The 16944-nt window shown below is 59.3% G+C and carries 12 protein-coding genes; 6 read left to right on the forward strand and 6 right to left on the reverse strand.

The window, feature by feature from the left end; all coding sequences use genetic code 11:
- Window positions 1-56: 56 nt before the first annotated feature.
- Complete coding sequence (locus tag V6R85_RS04555) at window positions 57-1430, forward strand: glutamate--cysteine ligase (RefSeq protein WP_111833691.1); 1374 nt, start codon at window positions 57-59, stop codon at window positions 1428-1430.
- A gap of 164 nt (window positions 1431-1594) precedes the next feature.
- Here the strand turns inward: V6R85_RS04555 and V6R85_RS04560 are convergent, their stop codons facing one another.
- Window positions 1595-1888 (reverse strand): DUF1127 domain-containing protein, encoded by a 294-nt coding sequence (locus V6R85_RS04560; protein WP_060722940.1) that lies wholly within the window; start codon window positions 1886-1888, stop codon window positions 1595-1597.
- Between the two features lie 203 nt (window positions 1889-2091).
- Between V6R85_RS04560 and V6R85_RS04565 the strand changes: the two genes are divergently transcribed.
- Window positions 2092-3042: a LysR substrate-binding domain-containing protein gene (locus V6R85_RS04565; protein ID WP_020010502.1), complete on the forward strand. Its 951-nt coding sequence runs from the start codon at window positions 2092-2094 to the stop codon at window positions 3040-3042.
- 53 nt (window positions 3043-3095) lie between these two features.
- Here the strand turns inward: V6R85_RS04565 and V6R85_RS04570 are convergent, their stop codons facing one another.
- Window positions 3096-5534: a DUF1217 domain-containing protein gene (locus tag V6R85_RS04570; RefSeq protein WP_111833692.1), complete on the reverse strand. Its 2439-nt coding sequence runs from the start codon at window positions 5532-5534 to the stop codon at window positions 3096-3098.
- A 368-nt stretch (window positions 5535-5902) separates the two neighbouring features.
- Between V6R85_RS04570 and V6R85_RS04575 the strand changes: the two genes are divergently transcribed.
- Complete coding sequence (locus V6R85_RS04575; protein WP_003503226.1) at window positions 5903-6469, forward strand: DUF6101 family protein; 567 nt, start codon at window positions 5903-5905, stop codon at window positions 6467-6469.
- 76 nt (window positions 6470-6545) lie between these two features.
- On the opposite strand, the gene ubiA is transcribed toward V6R85_RS04575, so the two are convergent.
- The 4 genes from ubiA to V6R85_RS04595 form a co-directional block, all read right to left on the reverse strand.
- Window positions 6546-7499 carry a 4-hydroxybenzoate octaprenyltransferase gene (gene ubiA, locus V6R85_RS04580; RefSeq protein ID WP_080865853.1) on the reverse strand — a complete coding sequence of 318 codons (954 nt, stop codon included), beginning with the start codon at window positions 7497-7499 and terminating at the stop codon, window positions 6546-6548.
- Window positions 7500-7767: 268 nt separating this feature from the next.
- Window positions 7768-8568: a MipA/OmpV family protein gene (locus V6R85_RS04585; protein WP_003503231.1), complete on the reverse strand. Its 801-nt coding sequence runs from the start codon at window positions 8566-8568 to the stop codon at window positions 7768-7770.
- Window positions 8569-8713: 145 nt separating this feature from the next.
- Window positions 8714-9970 carry an SAM-dependent methyltransferase gene (locus V6R85_RS04590; RefSeq protein ID WP_060722936.1) on the reverse strand — a complete coding sequence of 419 codons (1257 nt, stop codon included), beginning with the start codon at window positions 9968-9970 and terminating at the stop codon, window positions 8714-8716.
- 168 nt (window positions 9971-10138) lie between these two features.
- On the reverse strand, window positions 10139-12463 hold the full coding sequence (locus tag V6R85_RS04595) for a Tex family protein (RefSeq protein WP_003503236.1): 2325 nt from the start codon (window positions 12461-12463) through the stop codon (window positions 10139-10141).
- Between the two features lie 201 nt (window positions 12464-12664).
- On the opposite strand from V6R85_RS04595, the gene purD reads away from it, so the two are divergent.
- From purD to V6R85_RS04610, 3 genes are all read left to right on the forward strand, one after another.
- Window positions 12665-13936: a phosphoribosylamine--glycine ligase gene (gene purD / locus V6R85_RS04600; protein ID WP_111833693.1), complete on the forward strand. Its 1272-nt coding sequence runs from the start codon at window positions 12665-12667 to the stop codon at window positions 13934-13936.
- Window positions 13937-14092: 156 nt separating this feature from the next.
- Entirely contained in the window at window positions 14093-14602 is a 510-nt protein-coding gene (locus V6R85_RS04605) for a plant virulence effector HPE1-like domain-containing protein (protein WP_111833694.1), read from the forward strand.
- A gap of 326 nt (window positions 14603-14928) precedes the next feature.
- Complete coding sequence (locus V6R85_RS04610; protein WP_003503241.1) at window positions 14929-16752, forward strand: methyl-accepting chemotaxis protein; 1824 nt, start codon at window positions 14929-14931, stop codon at window positions 16750-16752.
- Window positions 16753-16944 lie beyond the last annotated feature (192 nt).

Below are 16944 nucleotides of genomic sequence, written 5' to 3' on the forward strand. Positions count from 1 at the left end.
CCCTATCTGCCAATCATATGCCTCGCCGTAACAGAGACGTCATAACAAGGTAAGCCATGGCACGCGACACGACCGACCAGACACCCCTCTCCTCCGTCACGGAGCTTACAGATTATCTGGCAGGCGGTTGCAAAGCTGAAGCCGATTTCCGCATCGGCACCGAACACGAAAAATTCGCCTTTTTCCGCAAGGATAACAGTCCCGTTCCCTATTTCGGCGAAGCCAGCATTTCGGCCCTTTTGAAGGGCATGCAGGAAAAGCTCGGCTGGGAGCCGATCATGGACGGTGAGAACATCATCGGCCTTGGCGAACAGCACGGCATGGGGGCCATCTCCATCGAGCCGGGCGGCCAGTTCGAACTGTCAGGCGCGCCGCTCGAAAACCTGCATCAGACCTGCAAGGAATCCAATCAGCATCTGGCGACCGTGCGCGAAGTGGCCGAGCCGATGGGCATTCGTTTCCTCGGCATCGGCGGCAGCCCGTTGTGGAGCTATGACGAAACGCCGCATATGCCGAAATCGCGTTACGCGATCATGACGCGCTATATGCCGAAGGTCGGGACCAAAGGTCTCGACATGATGTACCGCACCTGCACCATTCAGGTTAATCTCGATTTCTCCTCTGAAGCCGACATGCGCCAGAAGATGCGCGTTTCCATGAAGCTGCAGTCGCTGGCAACCGCGCTCTTAGCCTCTTCGCCCTTCACCGAAGGCAAGCCGAACGGTCTGCTCTCCTGGCGCGGCGATATCTGGCGCGACACCGACAATCGCCGCTCGGGCGTGCTGCCCTTCACCTTCAAAGATGACTTCGGCTTCAAGGACTATGTGGAATGGGCGCTTGATGTGCCGATGTATTTCATCGTGCGCGACGGCAAATATCACGATTGCACCCATGTCACCTTCCGTCAGTTCATGAATGGCGCGCTAAAGGGCGAAATCGCCGAGTGGCAGCCGACAATGGGCGACTGGACGAACCATCTTTCCACCCTGTTCCCGGATGTGCGCCTGAAGCGCTTCCTCGAAATGCGCGGTGCGGATGGCGGCCCGTGGAGGCGCATCTGCGCCCTGCCGGCGTTCTGGGTCGGACTTCTCTATGATCAGGAAGCGCTTGATGCTGCCGATGCACTGACGGCCGGCTGGAGTTTCGATGAGGTCATTGCGCTACGCGACGCCGTACCGGCCAAGGGTCTGGCCGCAGAGATCGCCGGCAAGCCACTCCTCGGCATCGCCCGTGAGGTGCTCGACATTTCCCGCACCGGCCTGAAAAACCGCAAACGCCTGAATGGCGAAGGCCAGGATGAGACCGTGTTCCTGTCCTCGCTGGATGAGGTTCTGGCCAAGAAGACCACCCTCGCCGAAGACCTGCTTGCGCTTTATAATGGCCGCTGGGGCGGTTCGGTGCTGCCGGTCTTCGAGGAATATCAATATTGAGGCATTGGCACTAAAGCTGCACCGCCATTAAAAAAGCCCGGCGCGGCCGAGGGGCCTGACACCGGGCAAAGGCAGGGCTATTGGCAAATCACCCTGCGGGGAAAACTTTTCAGCTCGGAGCAGTTCCGGCAGCTGGAGGTCTGCCAGAGTTGCGCGAACAAAACTTAGAGCGCCTCAAACCGCGTGACCGAGCGTAGCTGTGCAGCCCGGGTCAGATGGGCGGTCGGGTCATCGAAAAGGCCGGTATTGAGCGCGTTCGTCACATCCGATCGCACCAGGCCGACATCCGCAAGCAGGCGGTCATCGAGTTCCGTCAGCTCATTGGCGCAGATACGGTTATAGATGCGCTGCAGAAAGGTTTTCACGGTCGAAGCAACACCGACAACGAGGCGACGAAGCGCATCGCTTTCCCTGCCGGTTGCGAGTTCCAGTTCCATTCTCCGTTCTGCCGTGCGCATGACACTTATCCTTCCGTAACGGCACGATGCGGCACCGCTCCCGGCGCACCACGCGCGAGAAGCTGCCTCGGGTTGAGGGCTCGACATCTCGTCGGCCCGGGGTTGATATTGATTTGCTTGGTGTCAAAATGTCGCAAGACTATTGATCAGTCCAACGAATGTTTCTAATGTGAGGCATCAATCATTCTGATGGATGACCATCCATGTCCGCACCTCTCGACATAGACCAGCTGCACACCTTCATCGCCATCGTTGATACGGGCAGCTTCACCAAGGCCGCAGATCGCGTCTTCAAGACGCAATCCGCCGTCTCCATGCAGATGCGCCGGCTTGAGGAACGCATCGGCAAGCAGCTTTTCGCCAAGGACGGGCGCGGCAACCGCCTGACGGCGGAGGGCGAAAAACTGATGAATTACGCCCGCCGCATCATCCGCCTTAATAACGAGGCAATCGCCGCCTTCGACGACAACAGGCTGGAAGGCACGCTGCGCATCGGCACACCTGATGACTATGCCGACCGCTACATGCCTGAGATCATCGGGCGTTTTGCCAAGACTCACCCCAATGTCGAGCTCTATATCGTCTGCGAACCCTCGGTCAGCCTGGCCGAAAAAATGGCGCGCGGGGAACTGGATATTGCCCTCGTCACCCATAATCCACGCGCGCGCTCTTCGGATGTGGTGCGCACTGAACCGCTCTGCTGGGTGGCCTCCGCCAACCATCCGCTGAAGGATGACGCGCCGGTGCCGCTCGCCGTGGGCCGGCGCGACTGCCACTGGCGTCAGCTCGCCTGTTCGGCCCTCGATGCCGATGGGCGGGATTATCAGGTACTGTTTACCAGCTGGTCTTCCACCGTGGTCGCCGCCGCCGTGCTGGCCGGTATGGCCGTCTCGGTGCTGCCGGAATCGGCGCTGCGCACCGGCATGAAGGTTCTGACTGCCGCCGATGGTTTCCCGCCGCTGCCGCCGGTGCAGATCGGCCTGATGAAACGCCCCGGTCTCTCGCCTTCGCTGGTGAATGCCATTACCGACCACATCACCGCCTGCCTCGACAATATCTCGCCGATGAGCGTTGCCGACGAGATGGACAATGATGTGAAGACCTACCCCAAGATGCCGCGCCTGCGCGCCGGGCATATGCTGCCGGGGTGGTGAGGGGATAGTGGGTATGGCAAAGGCCGGACATGTCCGGCCTTCCTCTTTTCGAGCTATCGTGCCCGTAGCGTCGCGACCGCCAGCAACGTATCGCCGCTGATACCCACCGAGCCGCTGCCATTGAACAGGGTCATGATGGGATCGGCGACGTTCTGCTGATTGTCGTACATGATGGTGAAACGGGCGATCAGCTTCTTGACCTTATCCGGGTCCTGAAAATCCTTGATGTCGAAATATTTCTTCATCATCGCCACCTGGGTATCGACGCCGGCATTACCGAGTTCATCGGGAATGCCGAAGGTAGTCTTGATGAAGTTCTGGATCGCGGTATCGGCAAGGATCGAATAATAGGATGTCGTCCCGGCCGCCATGCGCTTGAAATAGAGCGCCAGTCGCACGCCGGCGTTTTCTTCGCCCGCCTGCGTTTCCAGCGTCTGGGTCAGATAATTGTCGAGCGTTTCATAGAGGCCGCGCCGGGTCTGGATCAGGCTGCGGTCTTCATGAAGGAGCTTGCCGTCCGTGTCGAAATTGAAGGCGGTGACGAGGCGACGGAAGACCGGATCCATCTCCTTGTTGACGTAGCTGTCCTTGTCATCAAGATTTGACGTGAATATCTTCTGCAGCTGTTCTTTCGTCACGCTCGTGGGGTCAATGCCGAGCGATTCCATCGCGAATTTGGTCAGGCGGTCATTGGCCAGAAATTCACTGAGCGTCTTGATCTTCTGCATTTCGCCCGAGAAATATTTCGCCTCGCTCGTGGCGGCTTCCTTGTCCTTAGCAGTACCGAAAGCCGATTTCTTCTTGATGTAGTCGGCCGACATGGTCTGCAGCTCGATTTCCGACTGCGCCAGAATGGGTGCACCGACCGAACCGTCCTTGGTGAAGTTGAAGAGTTCGGCAAGCTTCACATACCGATCGTCCTTCAGCGTATAAACGTAACTCTTCTTATCCTGAAGGTCGCTGGTCAGCACCCTCTGGATATCAGAAATGTTCACCTTGGCGGGATCGAGGCCGACGGCCTTCAGCGCATAGGTATACACCGCATTGGTTCCGAGGAAATCATTGACGCTTGTGACCTTGCCAATGCTGCTCTTGAACAGCGTGAGCGCCTTTGCGTCAGCTGCCTCGTCCGCATCATTGTAATGGGTCATGTAACCGCTGGTGGTCGTCGCGGTCTGTGTCGTTGTCTGCGGCGTCGTGCCGGCCGCGAGCGTCCCGTCGGGTAGAAAGTTGAACGCGTTTTTCAGGGCGAGGTAACGCTTGTCGTTCTTGCCCATGGTCGCGATGTAATTGTTCGGATCGCTGAGATCGCTTGTGAGGATGTTCTTGATCGTTGCCGGCACGATGGTCAGGTCGTTCAGGTCGAAAGCCGTTCTGATGTAATTGACAAGCCGCGCATCCGACATCAGTTCCTCTACTGTCGTGATGGAACCAATCTTCGATTCGAAGTAATCGCGGTTCAGCGTCGCGACGGTCGGCGTCACACGCGCTGCGCTGCCGATATAGGAGTCCGTGATGGCTTTCAGATTGTCCGCCGTCTGTGCCCCGCCGGCAGTTACCGTGCCGTCATTCTTGAACTCGAAGGCGTTAGCGATCTGCGCCATCTTGTTATATTGGGTGACGGTGTTCGACAGCGTCGTCTGTTCCGCCTTGATCGCCGCAAGCTTCGCCTCCCACTCATCCTTCGGTGGCAAAACGGCCTCAAGCTGGGTCAGCTGGTCCTGGCGGGTCACCTTTTCCGCCTCGAGCTTCGTGCGCTCTTCGTTTGTCAGACCCGTGCCCGCAAGTTCGGTATCGATGGCCGTAATTCGGGTGGTGACCTGCGCATACAGTTCGATATTACCCTTCATCGTCAGTTTTTCGACCGCGTCATTATAGGCCGCGCCGTATTTCTGGTTGATGTAGCTATTGGGATCGTTGACGTCGCTCGTCATCAATCCCTTGATATGGGCATAAGAATAGGTCTTCTCATCGACGCCGAAGACCTGGAAGATATAGGCGCGGGTGCGGTCGTTGCGCAGCAGCTGGTCGGCATTCGTCACCGTGCCGATGATTGCCTTGTAATAACGTGTCTCTTCCGCAAGGCTGCTGTTCAGATTGGTGATCGACGTATCATAAAGCCCGATCATCTTGTCGAGCTGTGCGTCTGTCTGCACGGTCTTTGTCGAAGAGCTGAAATTAAAGGCGGCGGCAAATTCCCGATAACGCTCGTCGGTCAGCTTGTTGGCGAAGCTGTTCTGGTCGTTCAGGTCGCTGTCGAGCACCTTTTTCATGAAGGCCTTGGCATAGGTCATCTCGCCCAGACCGAAGGCATCCATGGCATAGGAATAAAGCTGGTAGTTATCGAGGAATTCATCGACGCTTTTCACATTGCCGATGTTTTCCTTGTAATATTTCGTCTGCCGCTCCACGAGCCCCTGCTGCGACACGCGCGAGATGCTTGCCTTCATATCGCGGTTGATGAGGTCGTAGCTGAGATAAGTCGATACCATCCGTATGCCCTCTGGAGCACAGCGCATCCCCTCGGGGGACACCAAAAGCTCCGGTTTTGAACCACCCATCGCGCGCCCATCCGGACGCACGGCAAGCCTTGGCATGACTATGCATGACGCGCCTTGCCCGTAGCTTGAAAGAGCACAATTCCGATCGGGATAAAAACCGCATTGTCTCGATCTGCTTTACCTAAGCGAAACCATGCCACAGTGTGTTTTGCTAACCATTTGGGAATGCAAAGTTTTCTTAACCGCGATTTTTAAGCAGTCTCGAACATGCGGCGGATATTCTCCCGACATCAGAGGACGAAAAGTCCCGATGAGAAGACCGGAAACCGGCTCTCAGGTAAAACAAGGGTAGAATAAACATGACCAAGACCGTTCTGAAGCCCGACTGGGCCGTCGCCACTCTCAGACTCGACCCGGCACGTTTTCCGCAACAGGTCACCTATGGAAAAGGCAATGGCGCGACCGATGTCGCCGTCACTCTCGATGAACGGGGCGCCGTTCTGCGAAAGGTTCTGTCCTCTTCCGGCCTGCCTCTGTCCTTCGCCCTGCCTGCCCGCGCTTTCAAGGGTGTTGCCGCCCGCGCCATCGACCATGGCGACGGACAGGTGACGGTGACCCTGGAACTGCACCATGACGATCCGGATCTCTGCGTTCCGCTTCTCGTCGCTCACGATCTCTGCGATATCGCCGCCGACTGGCGCAGCTGGTCTGAAGCCTACCGCATTCCCATGCTGATGGTGGAAGCCGATGGCGTTGCCCGTCCGCTGGAAGAACATCTCGGCAAGGTGCGCACCCAGAATACCCGTCCGCGCCGCCGCCATTCCTATTTCGCGGAACGCCGTCCCCGCTTCCTCGTTCGCCGCTCCACCGGTTCGCTCGGCATGAGCATGAAGATCGAGGGCAAGGAAATCATCGCCCGCAGCTGATAATCTTCAGCCAGACAAATCAAAAAGCCCGGCGCGGATGACGCGACCGGGCTTTTTCATTCCGTGTTTTCACGGCTTACGCCAGCAGGAGCGGCAGGATCAGGCCTGCGAAAATCAGCACGCCGACGCGGTTGTTGGATTTGAACAGCACGAGGCACTGGTCCACGTCATCGATATCGAGCACCCAGACCTGGCGGAACAGCATGAGCGCGGCAGCGGCAAGGCCGCTATAGGCAATGATGTTAACGTCCGCCATCCAGAACGACAGGAACATCATGGCAAGTGCTGTGCCATAAAGGAAAACCAGCCAGCGATGTGTGTTCTCGCCAAACAGCAGGGCGGTCGAACCGATGCCCACCGCGGTGTCATCTTCCTTGTCCTGATGGGCGTAGATTGTATCATAACCGATCGTCCAGGCGATGGAGCCGACATAAAGCAGGACAGCCGGCCAGGCGAGCGATCCGAACTGTCCCGCCCAGCCCATCAGCGCGCCCCAGGAAAAGGCAAGGCCGAGGAAAAATTGCGGCCAATTGGTGAAGCGCTTGGCGAAGGGATAGATCGCCACGAAGACCAGCGAGAATATGCCGGTCGCGATTGCGAAACTGTTGAACTGCAAAAGCACGACGAGCCCGGCAAGCGCCTGCAGGACGATGAAGACCTTGGCCTGCATCCGGCTCACGCGGCCGGAAGGCAGCGGCCGCGAACGGGTGCGCGCCACGGCCATGTCGATCTTGTGGTCGGCCAGATCATTATAGGTGCAGCCCGCACCGCGCATCGCCACCGACCCGATGAAGAACAGCGCCAGATGCCAGATCAGTGTCGCCCAGGAAAAGCCGCCGCTTGCCACCGCCACATTGGCCGCAAGGGCCGCGGACCAGAAACACGGCCACATCAACAATTGCCAGCCGATGGGGCGATCCCATCGTGCAAGCTGCGCATAGGGCCAGAGGGACCTCGGCAAAATCCGATAGACCCAGTTGTTGGATGGCGCGTCGGAAACGCGGTCTGACAAATCGCTGTGGTGAACCATAGGGATGGTTCTACAGCATCGGCGGGAAAATCGGAATGGATTTCAAAGTGCAAAGATGCGCGGTTCTTGGCGGATTGCAACACGCCACCGGCAAAGCGAAAACCTCACCGACGTTATCCTCGGGCTTGACCCGAGGATCCACAACCCGTTGAAATCAATGGATCCTCGGGTCAAGCCCGAGGATGACGTCGAACGCGGATTGGCAGAAACATCAAGGCCCGCAACGGTTTCCTGCGGGCCATCAACCTCAGACATTCGGTTTCTTGTCTCAGGGCAGCGAAAAATTGAATTTATAGCTTGCCTGAACACCGATGATGAACTGGTTTTTCGAGCCGCGCTCGCGCACCAGCGAGCTATCGGCGGCATCACCGGTCAGGCGGCGATATTCCGCAAACGACCCGACTTCGGCGTTCTCGGTGACCTTCCAGGTGATGGCGGCGCCGATGCCGGCGGAATGCAGGCCGCCGCCCGGGCTATAGGGCGATGGCGCACCGGCGGCCGTCTGTGCGGCACTGACGCCGTAATAACGCTCATTGTACTTGCTGCTCACCCATGTGGCGCGCGGGCCGGCGGAAATCTGGATGCCGGGGGCGATATCGGTGAAGGCATCGACGGCAACATCGCCGACCACGCCGCTATGGCTGCGGATACCCTGACGGACTTCGCCGCGAACGCGCAGCCAGTCGGTCGGATAAGCCTCGGCGAAACCACCAAGCTCGCCACCGCGCTTGATGCGGGTCATGCCCTTGAGATCGGCGGAATCGCCCTCGTCACGCGGGGAAACCAGCTTGCCGGCCAGACCCATGCTGATCGGGCCATTGTCCAGAAGCGAAATCGAGGCGCTGTCGTTGCGCGAGGTAAAACGTGCGCCCTGCCCCTGACGGCCGAGCGAAATGATGGGCGAAAAGCCGAATTCATTCTTGTTGTCGCCCTGATATTTCGGCGCGGTGAAACCCGCACCACCGAGCTTCAGATACCAGTCGCCCGAAAACCAGCCTTCCGCATGGGCATTGCCCACGGCAAAAAGCGACAGGACACAGGCGGCGGCGGCCGCTGATGGCTTGAACATGAAAGAACCCCAGAAACGCAATACAGACAAGGTGCCCGTAGAATTAGAGGGATTGTCTTTCCATTTCATTAACCAGAGCGGGAAAGCAAACCGGCGGCTACTTCCCCGTCATTCCGGCCCTGAGCCGGCATGACGGGGAAACACCTTAGAACGTCACCTTCTCGAGTGGCGCACGGGTCTTCTCGAACTCCAGCAGCTTCGCCTCGTTCTGCGCAATGTAGTCGCGATTATGCGGAACGGCATCGCGGTCCTTGGCGAGCTGGATCTGGAAGATATGGAAATTTTCGTGGGTAAAGGCCATTTCCGACCCCGCCAGATAAAATTCCCACATGCGGAAGAAACGTTCGTCGTAAAGCGCTATCGCTTCCGCCTTGCGCGCCACGAAACGCTCACGCCAATGCCTGAGCGTATGCGCATAATGCATGGGCAGGATTTCGATATCCTTCACCAGCAGCCCGGATTTCTGGATCGACGGCAGCACCTCGGCAAGCGAGGGTATGTACCCACCGGGGAAAATATATTTTTCGATGAAGGGATTGGTCGCCAGTGCAGGGCTGGGCTGGCCGATGGAATGCAGCACCATCACGCCCCTGTCGTCCAGCACCTCCGCCACCTTGTCGAAATAATCGCGATAATGCGTCGGCCCGACATGTTCGAACATGCCGACGGAAACGATGCGGTCATATTTCTTCGAGGCCGGCAGATAGCGGTAATCCTGCAATTCGAAGCGGACATTACCGGCAAGGCCCCGTTTTGCCGCACGATCGCGGGAAACGCGCAGCTGTTCCTCGCTGAGCGTGATGCCGGTCACGTCGGCACCGGCGCTTTCAGCGATATACATCGCCATGCCGCCCCAGCCGGAGCCGATTTCCAGCACGCTCTGGCCCGGCTCGGTCATCAGCTTGGCCGCTATATGCCGTTTCTTGGCGACCTGCGCCTCATAAAGGCTGATGCCGGGCGGATTGAAATAGGCGCAGGAATATTGCCAGTCCTCATCAAGGAAGAGATCGAACAGCTTGGCACTCAGGTCATAATGATGGGCGACATTGCTCTTGTTGTGATTGACCGGCAGATGCATCTTGATGCGGGCGGCGATGATGCGCGCCATGCCGCGCCAGACCATGCCGAAGGACAGCGCCTCGCTCAGCGTGTTGCCTTTGACCAGTGCGAGGAAATCGTAGATGTCGCCTTCTGCGACCTTCGCCCGGCCCTCCATGTACATTTCAGCGAGCTTCAGCGCCGGATCGGCGGCTATCTCCTGCATGGCGGCTTCATCGGTGAAGTTCAGAACCACCTTTTTTCCCGTGCCGTTGCCGAAAGTGCGGCTGCCGCCCGGGCTGTTGACGGTGAGATCACCGATCTTGATTATCTTTTCGAGAAGAACATGCAGAGACGACGCCATGGCACCCCCAATTGCTAAGTCTCACTTATCAATTTTGCAGACCGTATTCCTTTCGGCACAAGTTTCAAGATAGTCTTATTTCAAAAAAATTGAACGATTTCATCAAGGAAAAAGCCCCGCCGGGGTATACGGCGAGGCTTTTTGGTAAAAAATCATTTCAACCCAGGGTCAGCGCCGCTTCATGGCTTCAGCCAGCGCGGCGGCAAGCGCACCACCGGTTTGCGACCCCTCGTTGCGCTCTTTCGGTTTTGATGTCGCGTGGCGCATGGCGCTGGCATTGCCCTTTTCACGCATCGGCTGCGGCGCTGCCTCGCCGCCATCCTTACGCATGGTGAGGCCGATGCGCTTGCGCTTCACGTCCACTTCCACGACTCGTACCTTGACGACATCGCCCGCCTTGACGACCTCATGCGGGTCTTTCACGAAACGATCGGCAAGCTGCGACACATGCACAAGCCCGTCCTGATGCACGCCGATATCCACGAAGGCGCCAAAGGCGGCGACATTGGTGACCGTACCCTCCAGCAGCATGCCCGGTTTCAGATCGGTGATCTCGTCCACACCTTCGGCAAAGGTCGCGGTCTTGAAGCTCGGGCGCGGGTCGCGGCCGGGCTTTTCCAGTTCGGCGATGATGTCTTTTACGGTGGGCAGACCGAATTGCTCGTCGATGAAAGTCTTCGGATCAAGCGCCTTCAGCGCGGCGCTGTCGCCCATCAGCGAACGCAGATCGCGGCCGCAGGCGGCAACGATCTTTTTCGCCACGCCATAGGCCTCCGGGTGAACCGAGGAAGCATCCAGCGGCTCCTTGCCGTTCGGGATGCGCAGGAAGCCCGCGCATTGCTCGAAGGTGCGCTGGCCGAGGCGCGGCACCTTCAGCAATTCCTTGCGGCTGGCAAACGGCCCGGTCTGGTCACGATGGGCGACGATGGCATCGGCAATCGAGCTGCCGAGACCGGAGACCCGCGCCAGAAGCGGCGACGAGGCCGTGTTGAGATCGACGCCGACGGCGTTCACCGCATCTTCCACCACAGCATCGAGTGAGCGGCTGAGACGGCCCTGATCGACATCATGCTGGTACTGGCCGACACCGATGGATTTCGGTTCGATCTTCACCAGTTCCGCCAGCGGATCCTGAAGACGGCGGGCAATGGAGACGGCGCCGCGCAACGAAACGTCGAGATTGGGGAACTCCGCTGCCGCCCGCTCCGAAGCGGAATAAACGGATGCGCCCGCTTCCGAGACGATGACCTTGGTGGGCTTTGCACCGGAAGCGGAAGCCGGCATCTGCGCCAGAAGATCGGCCACCAGCTTTTCCGTCTCGCGGCTGCCCGTGCCGTTGCCGATGGCGATCAGCTCGACATTGTGTTTGCGAATGAGCAAAGCGAGTTCCGCCTGCGTACCGCGCACATCATTCTTCGGCGGGAAGGGATAGACCGTGCTGGTGTCCAGGAGCTTGCCGGTACCATCCACGATCGCAACCTTCACGCCGGTGCGGATGCCGGGATCAAGCCCCATGGTGGCGCGGGAGCCGGCGGGGGCTGCCAGCAGCAGGTCCTTCAGATTGCGGGCGAAGACATTGATCGCCTCCTCTTCCGCCCGCTCGCGCAACTCGCGCATCAGATCGAGCGACAGCGACATGGAAAGCTTCACCCGCCAGGTCCAGCCAGCGACCTCCATCAGCCATTGATCGGCGGGGCCAACATTGCGGATATCGAAGGCGGCGGCGATGGTGCGCTGCGCGGGTTTCACCGGTGAGGGATCATCCGCATCGACATCGATCGTCAGCGTCAGAATTTCTTCGTTCCAGCCGCGCAGCATGGCCAGCGCGCGGTGGCCGGGCACCGTCGCCCAGCGCTCGAAATGATCGAAATAATCGGAGAATTTTTCGCCCGTCGCCTGTTTGCCGTCCACGACCTTGGCGCGGAAGGTGGCGTTCTGGCGCATGTAATCACGCAGGCGGCCGAGCAGATCGGCATTTTCCGTCATGGTTTCAGCCACGATGTCGCGCGCGCCCTCAAGCGCCGCCTTCACATCGGCCACTTCGCCCTGCACATAAGCTTCCGCCAATTTCGCCGGATCGGCAGCGCGGTTTTCCCAGATGGCTTCCGCAAGCGGGCCGAGACCGCGTTCACGGGCGATTTCCGCGCGGGTGCGGCGTTTCGGCTTATAGGGCAGGTAGAGGTCTTCCAGCTCCGCCTTGGTCCCGGCCTGCATGATCTTGACCATCAGCTCGTCGGTCATCTTGCCCTGACCGGTGATGGAATCGACGATGGAGGCGCGGCGCGCATTGAGTTCGCGCAGATAGACGAGACGTTCCGAAAGCGTGCGCAGCTGGGTGTCATCAAGCCCTCCGGTCACTTCCTTGCGGTAACGGGCGATGAAGGGAACGGTCGCGCCCTCGTCCAGCAAGGCCACCGCCGCCTTCACCTGATCGGGGCGGGCGTTGATTTCGGAGGCGATGAGCGTGGTGAGGCGGGCATTATCTGCGGTCATGAGGTTCTCTGATGTCACATCTGGAGCGGCGAACATAATGTCTGATTGTGGCGTGACAACAAGAGGCGGGAACGATTCCACAGGAAAGGCTGACTTCAAGGGAAAGACGGGCATTTGCGGCGCTTTCTCCTTGACCTTTCGCCCCCCTGCCCTTAACGCCCCTGACACAAGGTTACTGGCGAATTTGCAGGGGTATTGACCATGAAAGTTCTGTTGATCGGTTCCGGCGGACGCGAACATGCGCTGGCGTGGAAAATCGCCCAGTCTCCCTTGCTTGAAGAATTTTATGCCGCCCCCGGCAATCCAGGCATCGCCGACCACGCGACACTCGTTTCGCTTGATGTGGAAGACCATGCGGCCGTCATCGCCTTTACGAAAGAAAAGGCAATCGACTTCGTTGTCGTCGGCCCGGAAGCGCCGCTGGTTGCGGGTCTGGCGGATGATCTGCGTGCCGCCGGCATCGCCACCTTCGGACCGTCGAAAGCGGCGGCCCAGCTTGAAGGCTCCAAGGGCTTCACCAAGGATCTCTGTGCGCGCTACGATATTCCGACCGGCGCTTACCAGCGTTTCAAGACTGCCGAACCGGCCAAGGACTATGTTCGTGCACAGGGTGCGCCGATCGTCATCAAGGCGGACGGACTTGCCGCCGGCAAGGGCGTAACCGTGGCCATGACCGAAGCGGAAGCGCTTACCGCCATCGACGACTGTTTCGACGGCGCTTTCGGTGCAGCTGGCGCCGAAGTGGTGGTGGAGGCCTTCCTCGACGGCGAAGAAGCCAGCTTCTTCTGCCTTTCCGACGGCAAGACCGCGCTGGCGCTCGCCACCGCGCAGGATCACAAGCGTGTCGGCGATGGCGATACCGGCCCGAATACCGGCGGCATGGGCGCCTATTCTCCCGCCCCCGTCATGACATCGGCCATGGTGGAGCGCACCATGAAGGAAATCATCGAGCCGACGATCTCGGGCATGGCCAAGGATGGTAATCCCTTCTCCGGCGTGTTCTTCGCCGGCCTGATGATTACCGCCAAGGGCCCGGAACTCATCGAATATAACGTCCGTTTCGGCGATCCCGAATGCCAGGTGCTGATGATGCGCCTGAAAAGCGATCTGCTGCCGATCCTCTACGCCACCGCCACCGGCACGCTGGACAAGGTTGAGGCGGAATGGCGCGACGACGCAGCGCTGACTGTCGTTCTTGCCTCGAAGGGTTATCCCGGCGCTTACGACAAGAATACGCCGATCGCCCATATTCCCGAGGCGAGCGAAGAGGCGAAGGTCTTCCATGCCGGAACCGCGCTGAAGGACGGCAGTCTGGTGGCGACGGGTGGACGCGTGCTGAACGTCACCGCCCTTGGAAAGACAGTGACGGAAGCGCAGGCCCGCGCCTATGCGCTGGCGGACAAGGTGGAGTGGGAAAACGGCTTTTGCCGCCGCGATATCGGCTGGCAGGCTGTCGCGCGCGAAAAGGCCTGATCCTTAAGGAAAACGGGGTTGGGAGCGAATATTTCGTTCAATTTTTACCAAGTTTGCTGACCCGATGGAAACGAAACATCGGTAATACTTGCCGGAATATTGAATGGCGCACTGTGCCTCGATCACGAGGCCGCGCCGTCATTTCGGGGGTTTTCGATGCATCGTCTTTTTCTGACAGCTGTTATCGCGCTGACCGGCGGGTCGGCGATGGCATCTTCGATCGAATATATAAACGGCGTGCACGTGGCCAATGGCAGCTTCGTTCGTCGTGATTGCGCGGGCTGCCAGCCCGTGAAGGGCAAAGCCGCAACACAAGGTTATGCCGTTCCCTCCATTGAGCCTGGCACGCAGCACACGGAAATGCGCGAAGTCGACGGCAAGCGCACCCTGGTGCGCACCGAAGCCTGGCTTGGCGGTGCGCCCGTCACCTTCGTCAGCACCAATCCCGCATGGATGACGGAAACCTCCAGCACCGCCATCGCGACCTATGACGAGTCGGAACCCGCGGCACATCCGGTTGAGACGGTTTCGACACCGGCCGGCATCGACGTGACGACGACCACGGCAGCCGTCAAGGAACTTTCCACCGAAAATGCAGCCGAGCCTGCCAGCGCCTCGGTGATCGGCGCGCCCCAGTTCCCGGATTTCAAATTGCGCGGCAACTGACCGGCCGAAGACGTTTTTGATGACGAACGTCAAATAATCGCGTCATCGCTGTATTCCCGAAATGACGCTGCAACCATGCGGGGAATGTTGCTTTCTCCGCCGCGTATTCTGCCTATAAGGCCTGATAAAGCCTTCGCTAATTAAATATTTATTCAAATTTTTAGCCGCTAAGTGGGTTTATAGTGCGATGCAGCACAGGATGAGGCCACGGCGGGGACACGCGCTTTTCTGGCCTTTTATCGCGCATCATGCGCCTCTCCCTTCTCTGAAACATCGGTACCGCGCGGCATTTTCAGGCGCGCGATTCCAAACGCTTGTGAGCGCCCATGAAGAACCTTTCCATTTCCCGTCAACTGATCGTTCTCGTGGTGGCCCTGATGGCCGCCTTCGCCGTGGCGACGTTTTACCAGCTGAAATCCGCCACCGATGCTATCTATGAGGAACGCTACGGCATGCTGCGGACGCAGGTGCAATCGGCGATCTCCATCCTGCAATCCTTCCACGACAAGGAAAAGGCCGGAACGCTTTCGCGCGACGAGGCCATGAAGCAGGCTTACGCGACTGTCAGCGCCATGCGCTTCACTCCCGACGGCTATCTCTTCGGTTACGACTACGACGTGACGATGAAGTTCCACCCCGATGCCAAGCGCGTCGGCGAAAGCTTCAAGGGCAAGCCTGACAGCAAGGGTTTCGCCTATCGTGACGAATTGGTGCGGCTTGGCCGCAATGGCGGCGGCCAAACGGATTTCTACGGCCCGAAGCCCGGTATGGAAGGCAATGATTACGCCAAGAGCTCCTATGCCCTTGCCTTTGAGCCCTGGCAGGTGGTGGTCGTGACCGGCGTTTACATCGATGATCTGAACGCGCAGGTTCGCGGCGATGTGATGAAGGCGCTGTCGATCGGCGCGCTGATCTTCGTGCTGGCGCTTGCCGCCGCTTTCTACGTCATCCGTGGCATTTCGAAGCCGCTCGGCGACATCCACCGCGCGCTTGGCGAAGTGGCCAATGAGAACGTCTCGCTTGCCATTCCCCATACCGGCCTCACCAACGAAGTGGGCATGATGGCGAAGGCCACCGCCTCGCTTCAGGACAAGGTGCGCGAGCGCCACGCCATGCAGCGCCGTGAGGAAGAACAGCAGCGGCAGCTCAATGCCGAGCGCCAGAACAATCTCGACATGCAGCGTGACGAGGCCGAATTGCAGGCACGCGTCGTCGCCACCATCGGCGAGTCCCTGGAGAAGCTCGCTGGCGGCGATCTGACCGTGCGTTGCGGCGATCTTGGCAGCCGTTACGCGGCGCTGCGCGACAATTTCAACGAGGCGCTGACCCATCTCGATGCCGCCATGGCCAAGGTGAACTCCAAGAGCATCGATATTGGCGGCTCCAAGGAAGAAATCCGCAAGGCTTCAAACGAGCTTTCACAGCGTACCGAACGGCAGGCCGCCAATCTGGAAGAAACCTCCGCAGCGCTCGACGAGCTGACGGTCGCGGTGCGCCAGACGGCGGAAGGGGCGGCCGACGCTGCCAAGCGCGTCACCACCGTCAGCTCCGAAGCCATGCGCAGCGACCGGGTGGTGGAAGAAGCGATTACCGCGATGAGCGGTATCGAGCAGTCCTCCGACCAGATTTCGAACATCATCGGCGTGATCGACGACATCGCCTTCCAGACCAACCTTCTGGCGCTGAATGCCGGTGTTGAAGCGGCGCGTGCCGGTGAGGCTGGCAAGGGCTTTGCCGTGGTGGCGCAGGAAGTGCGCGAACTGGCGCAAAAATCCGCCGCCGCCGCCAAGGAGATCAAGGACCAGATCGCCCGCTCTTCCGCCCAGGTGGAAAATGGCGTGCGGCTTGTCGGCGAGGCCGGCGATGCCCTGAAGCGCATCTCGGACCAGATCAAATCCGCCAACGAGATCGTCAGCAAGATTGCCCATTCGGCTGCCGAACAGGATACGACGCTGCGATCGATCTCTTCCTCGCTCAACCAGCTCGATGTTGCCACCCAGCACAATGCCGCCATGGCGGAAGAAACCACGGCTTCGGCGGAAGCGCTGGCGGTGGATACCGAAGAGCTGCTGAACCTCATCCGCGGCTTCCGCGTCTCCTCCGGCCATCAGCTTCATGGCATGGCGCACGAGATGCGCATGGCGGGGTGACCACGAACGGTCTCATGCGATTGAAACAGAAATGCCGGGCACAGACCCGGCATTTTTGCGTGCTCTCCAACATGTTCCCCACACATTCGGCGTCATCCTCGGGCTCGACCCACCCACATCTTCAGCGGGGAATGGATCTCGCCTCAAGGGCGAGAATGACGGAGGAGAGTATCAGCACGTTCGGAAATGAGC

The organism is Agrobacterium sp. CCNWLW32 (assembly GCF_037083425.1).
GTDB classification, from domain to species: Bacteria; Pseudomonadota; Alphaproteobacteria; order Rhizobiales; family Rhizobiaceae; genus Agrobacterium; species Agrobacterium radiobacter.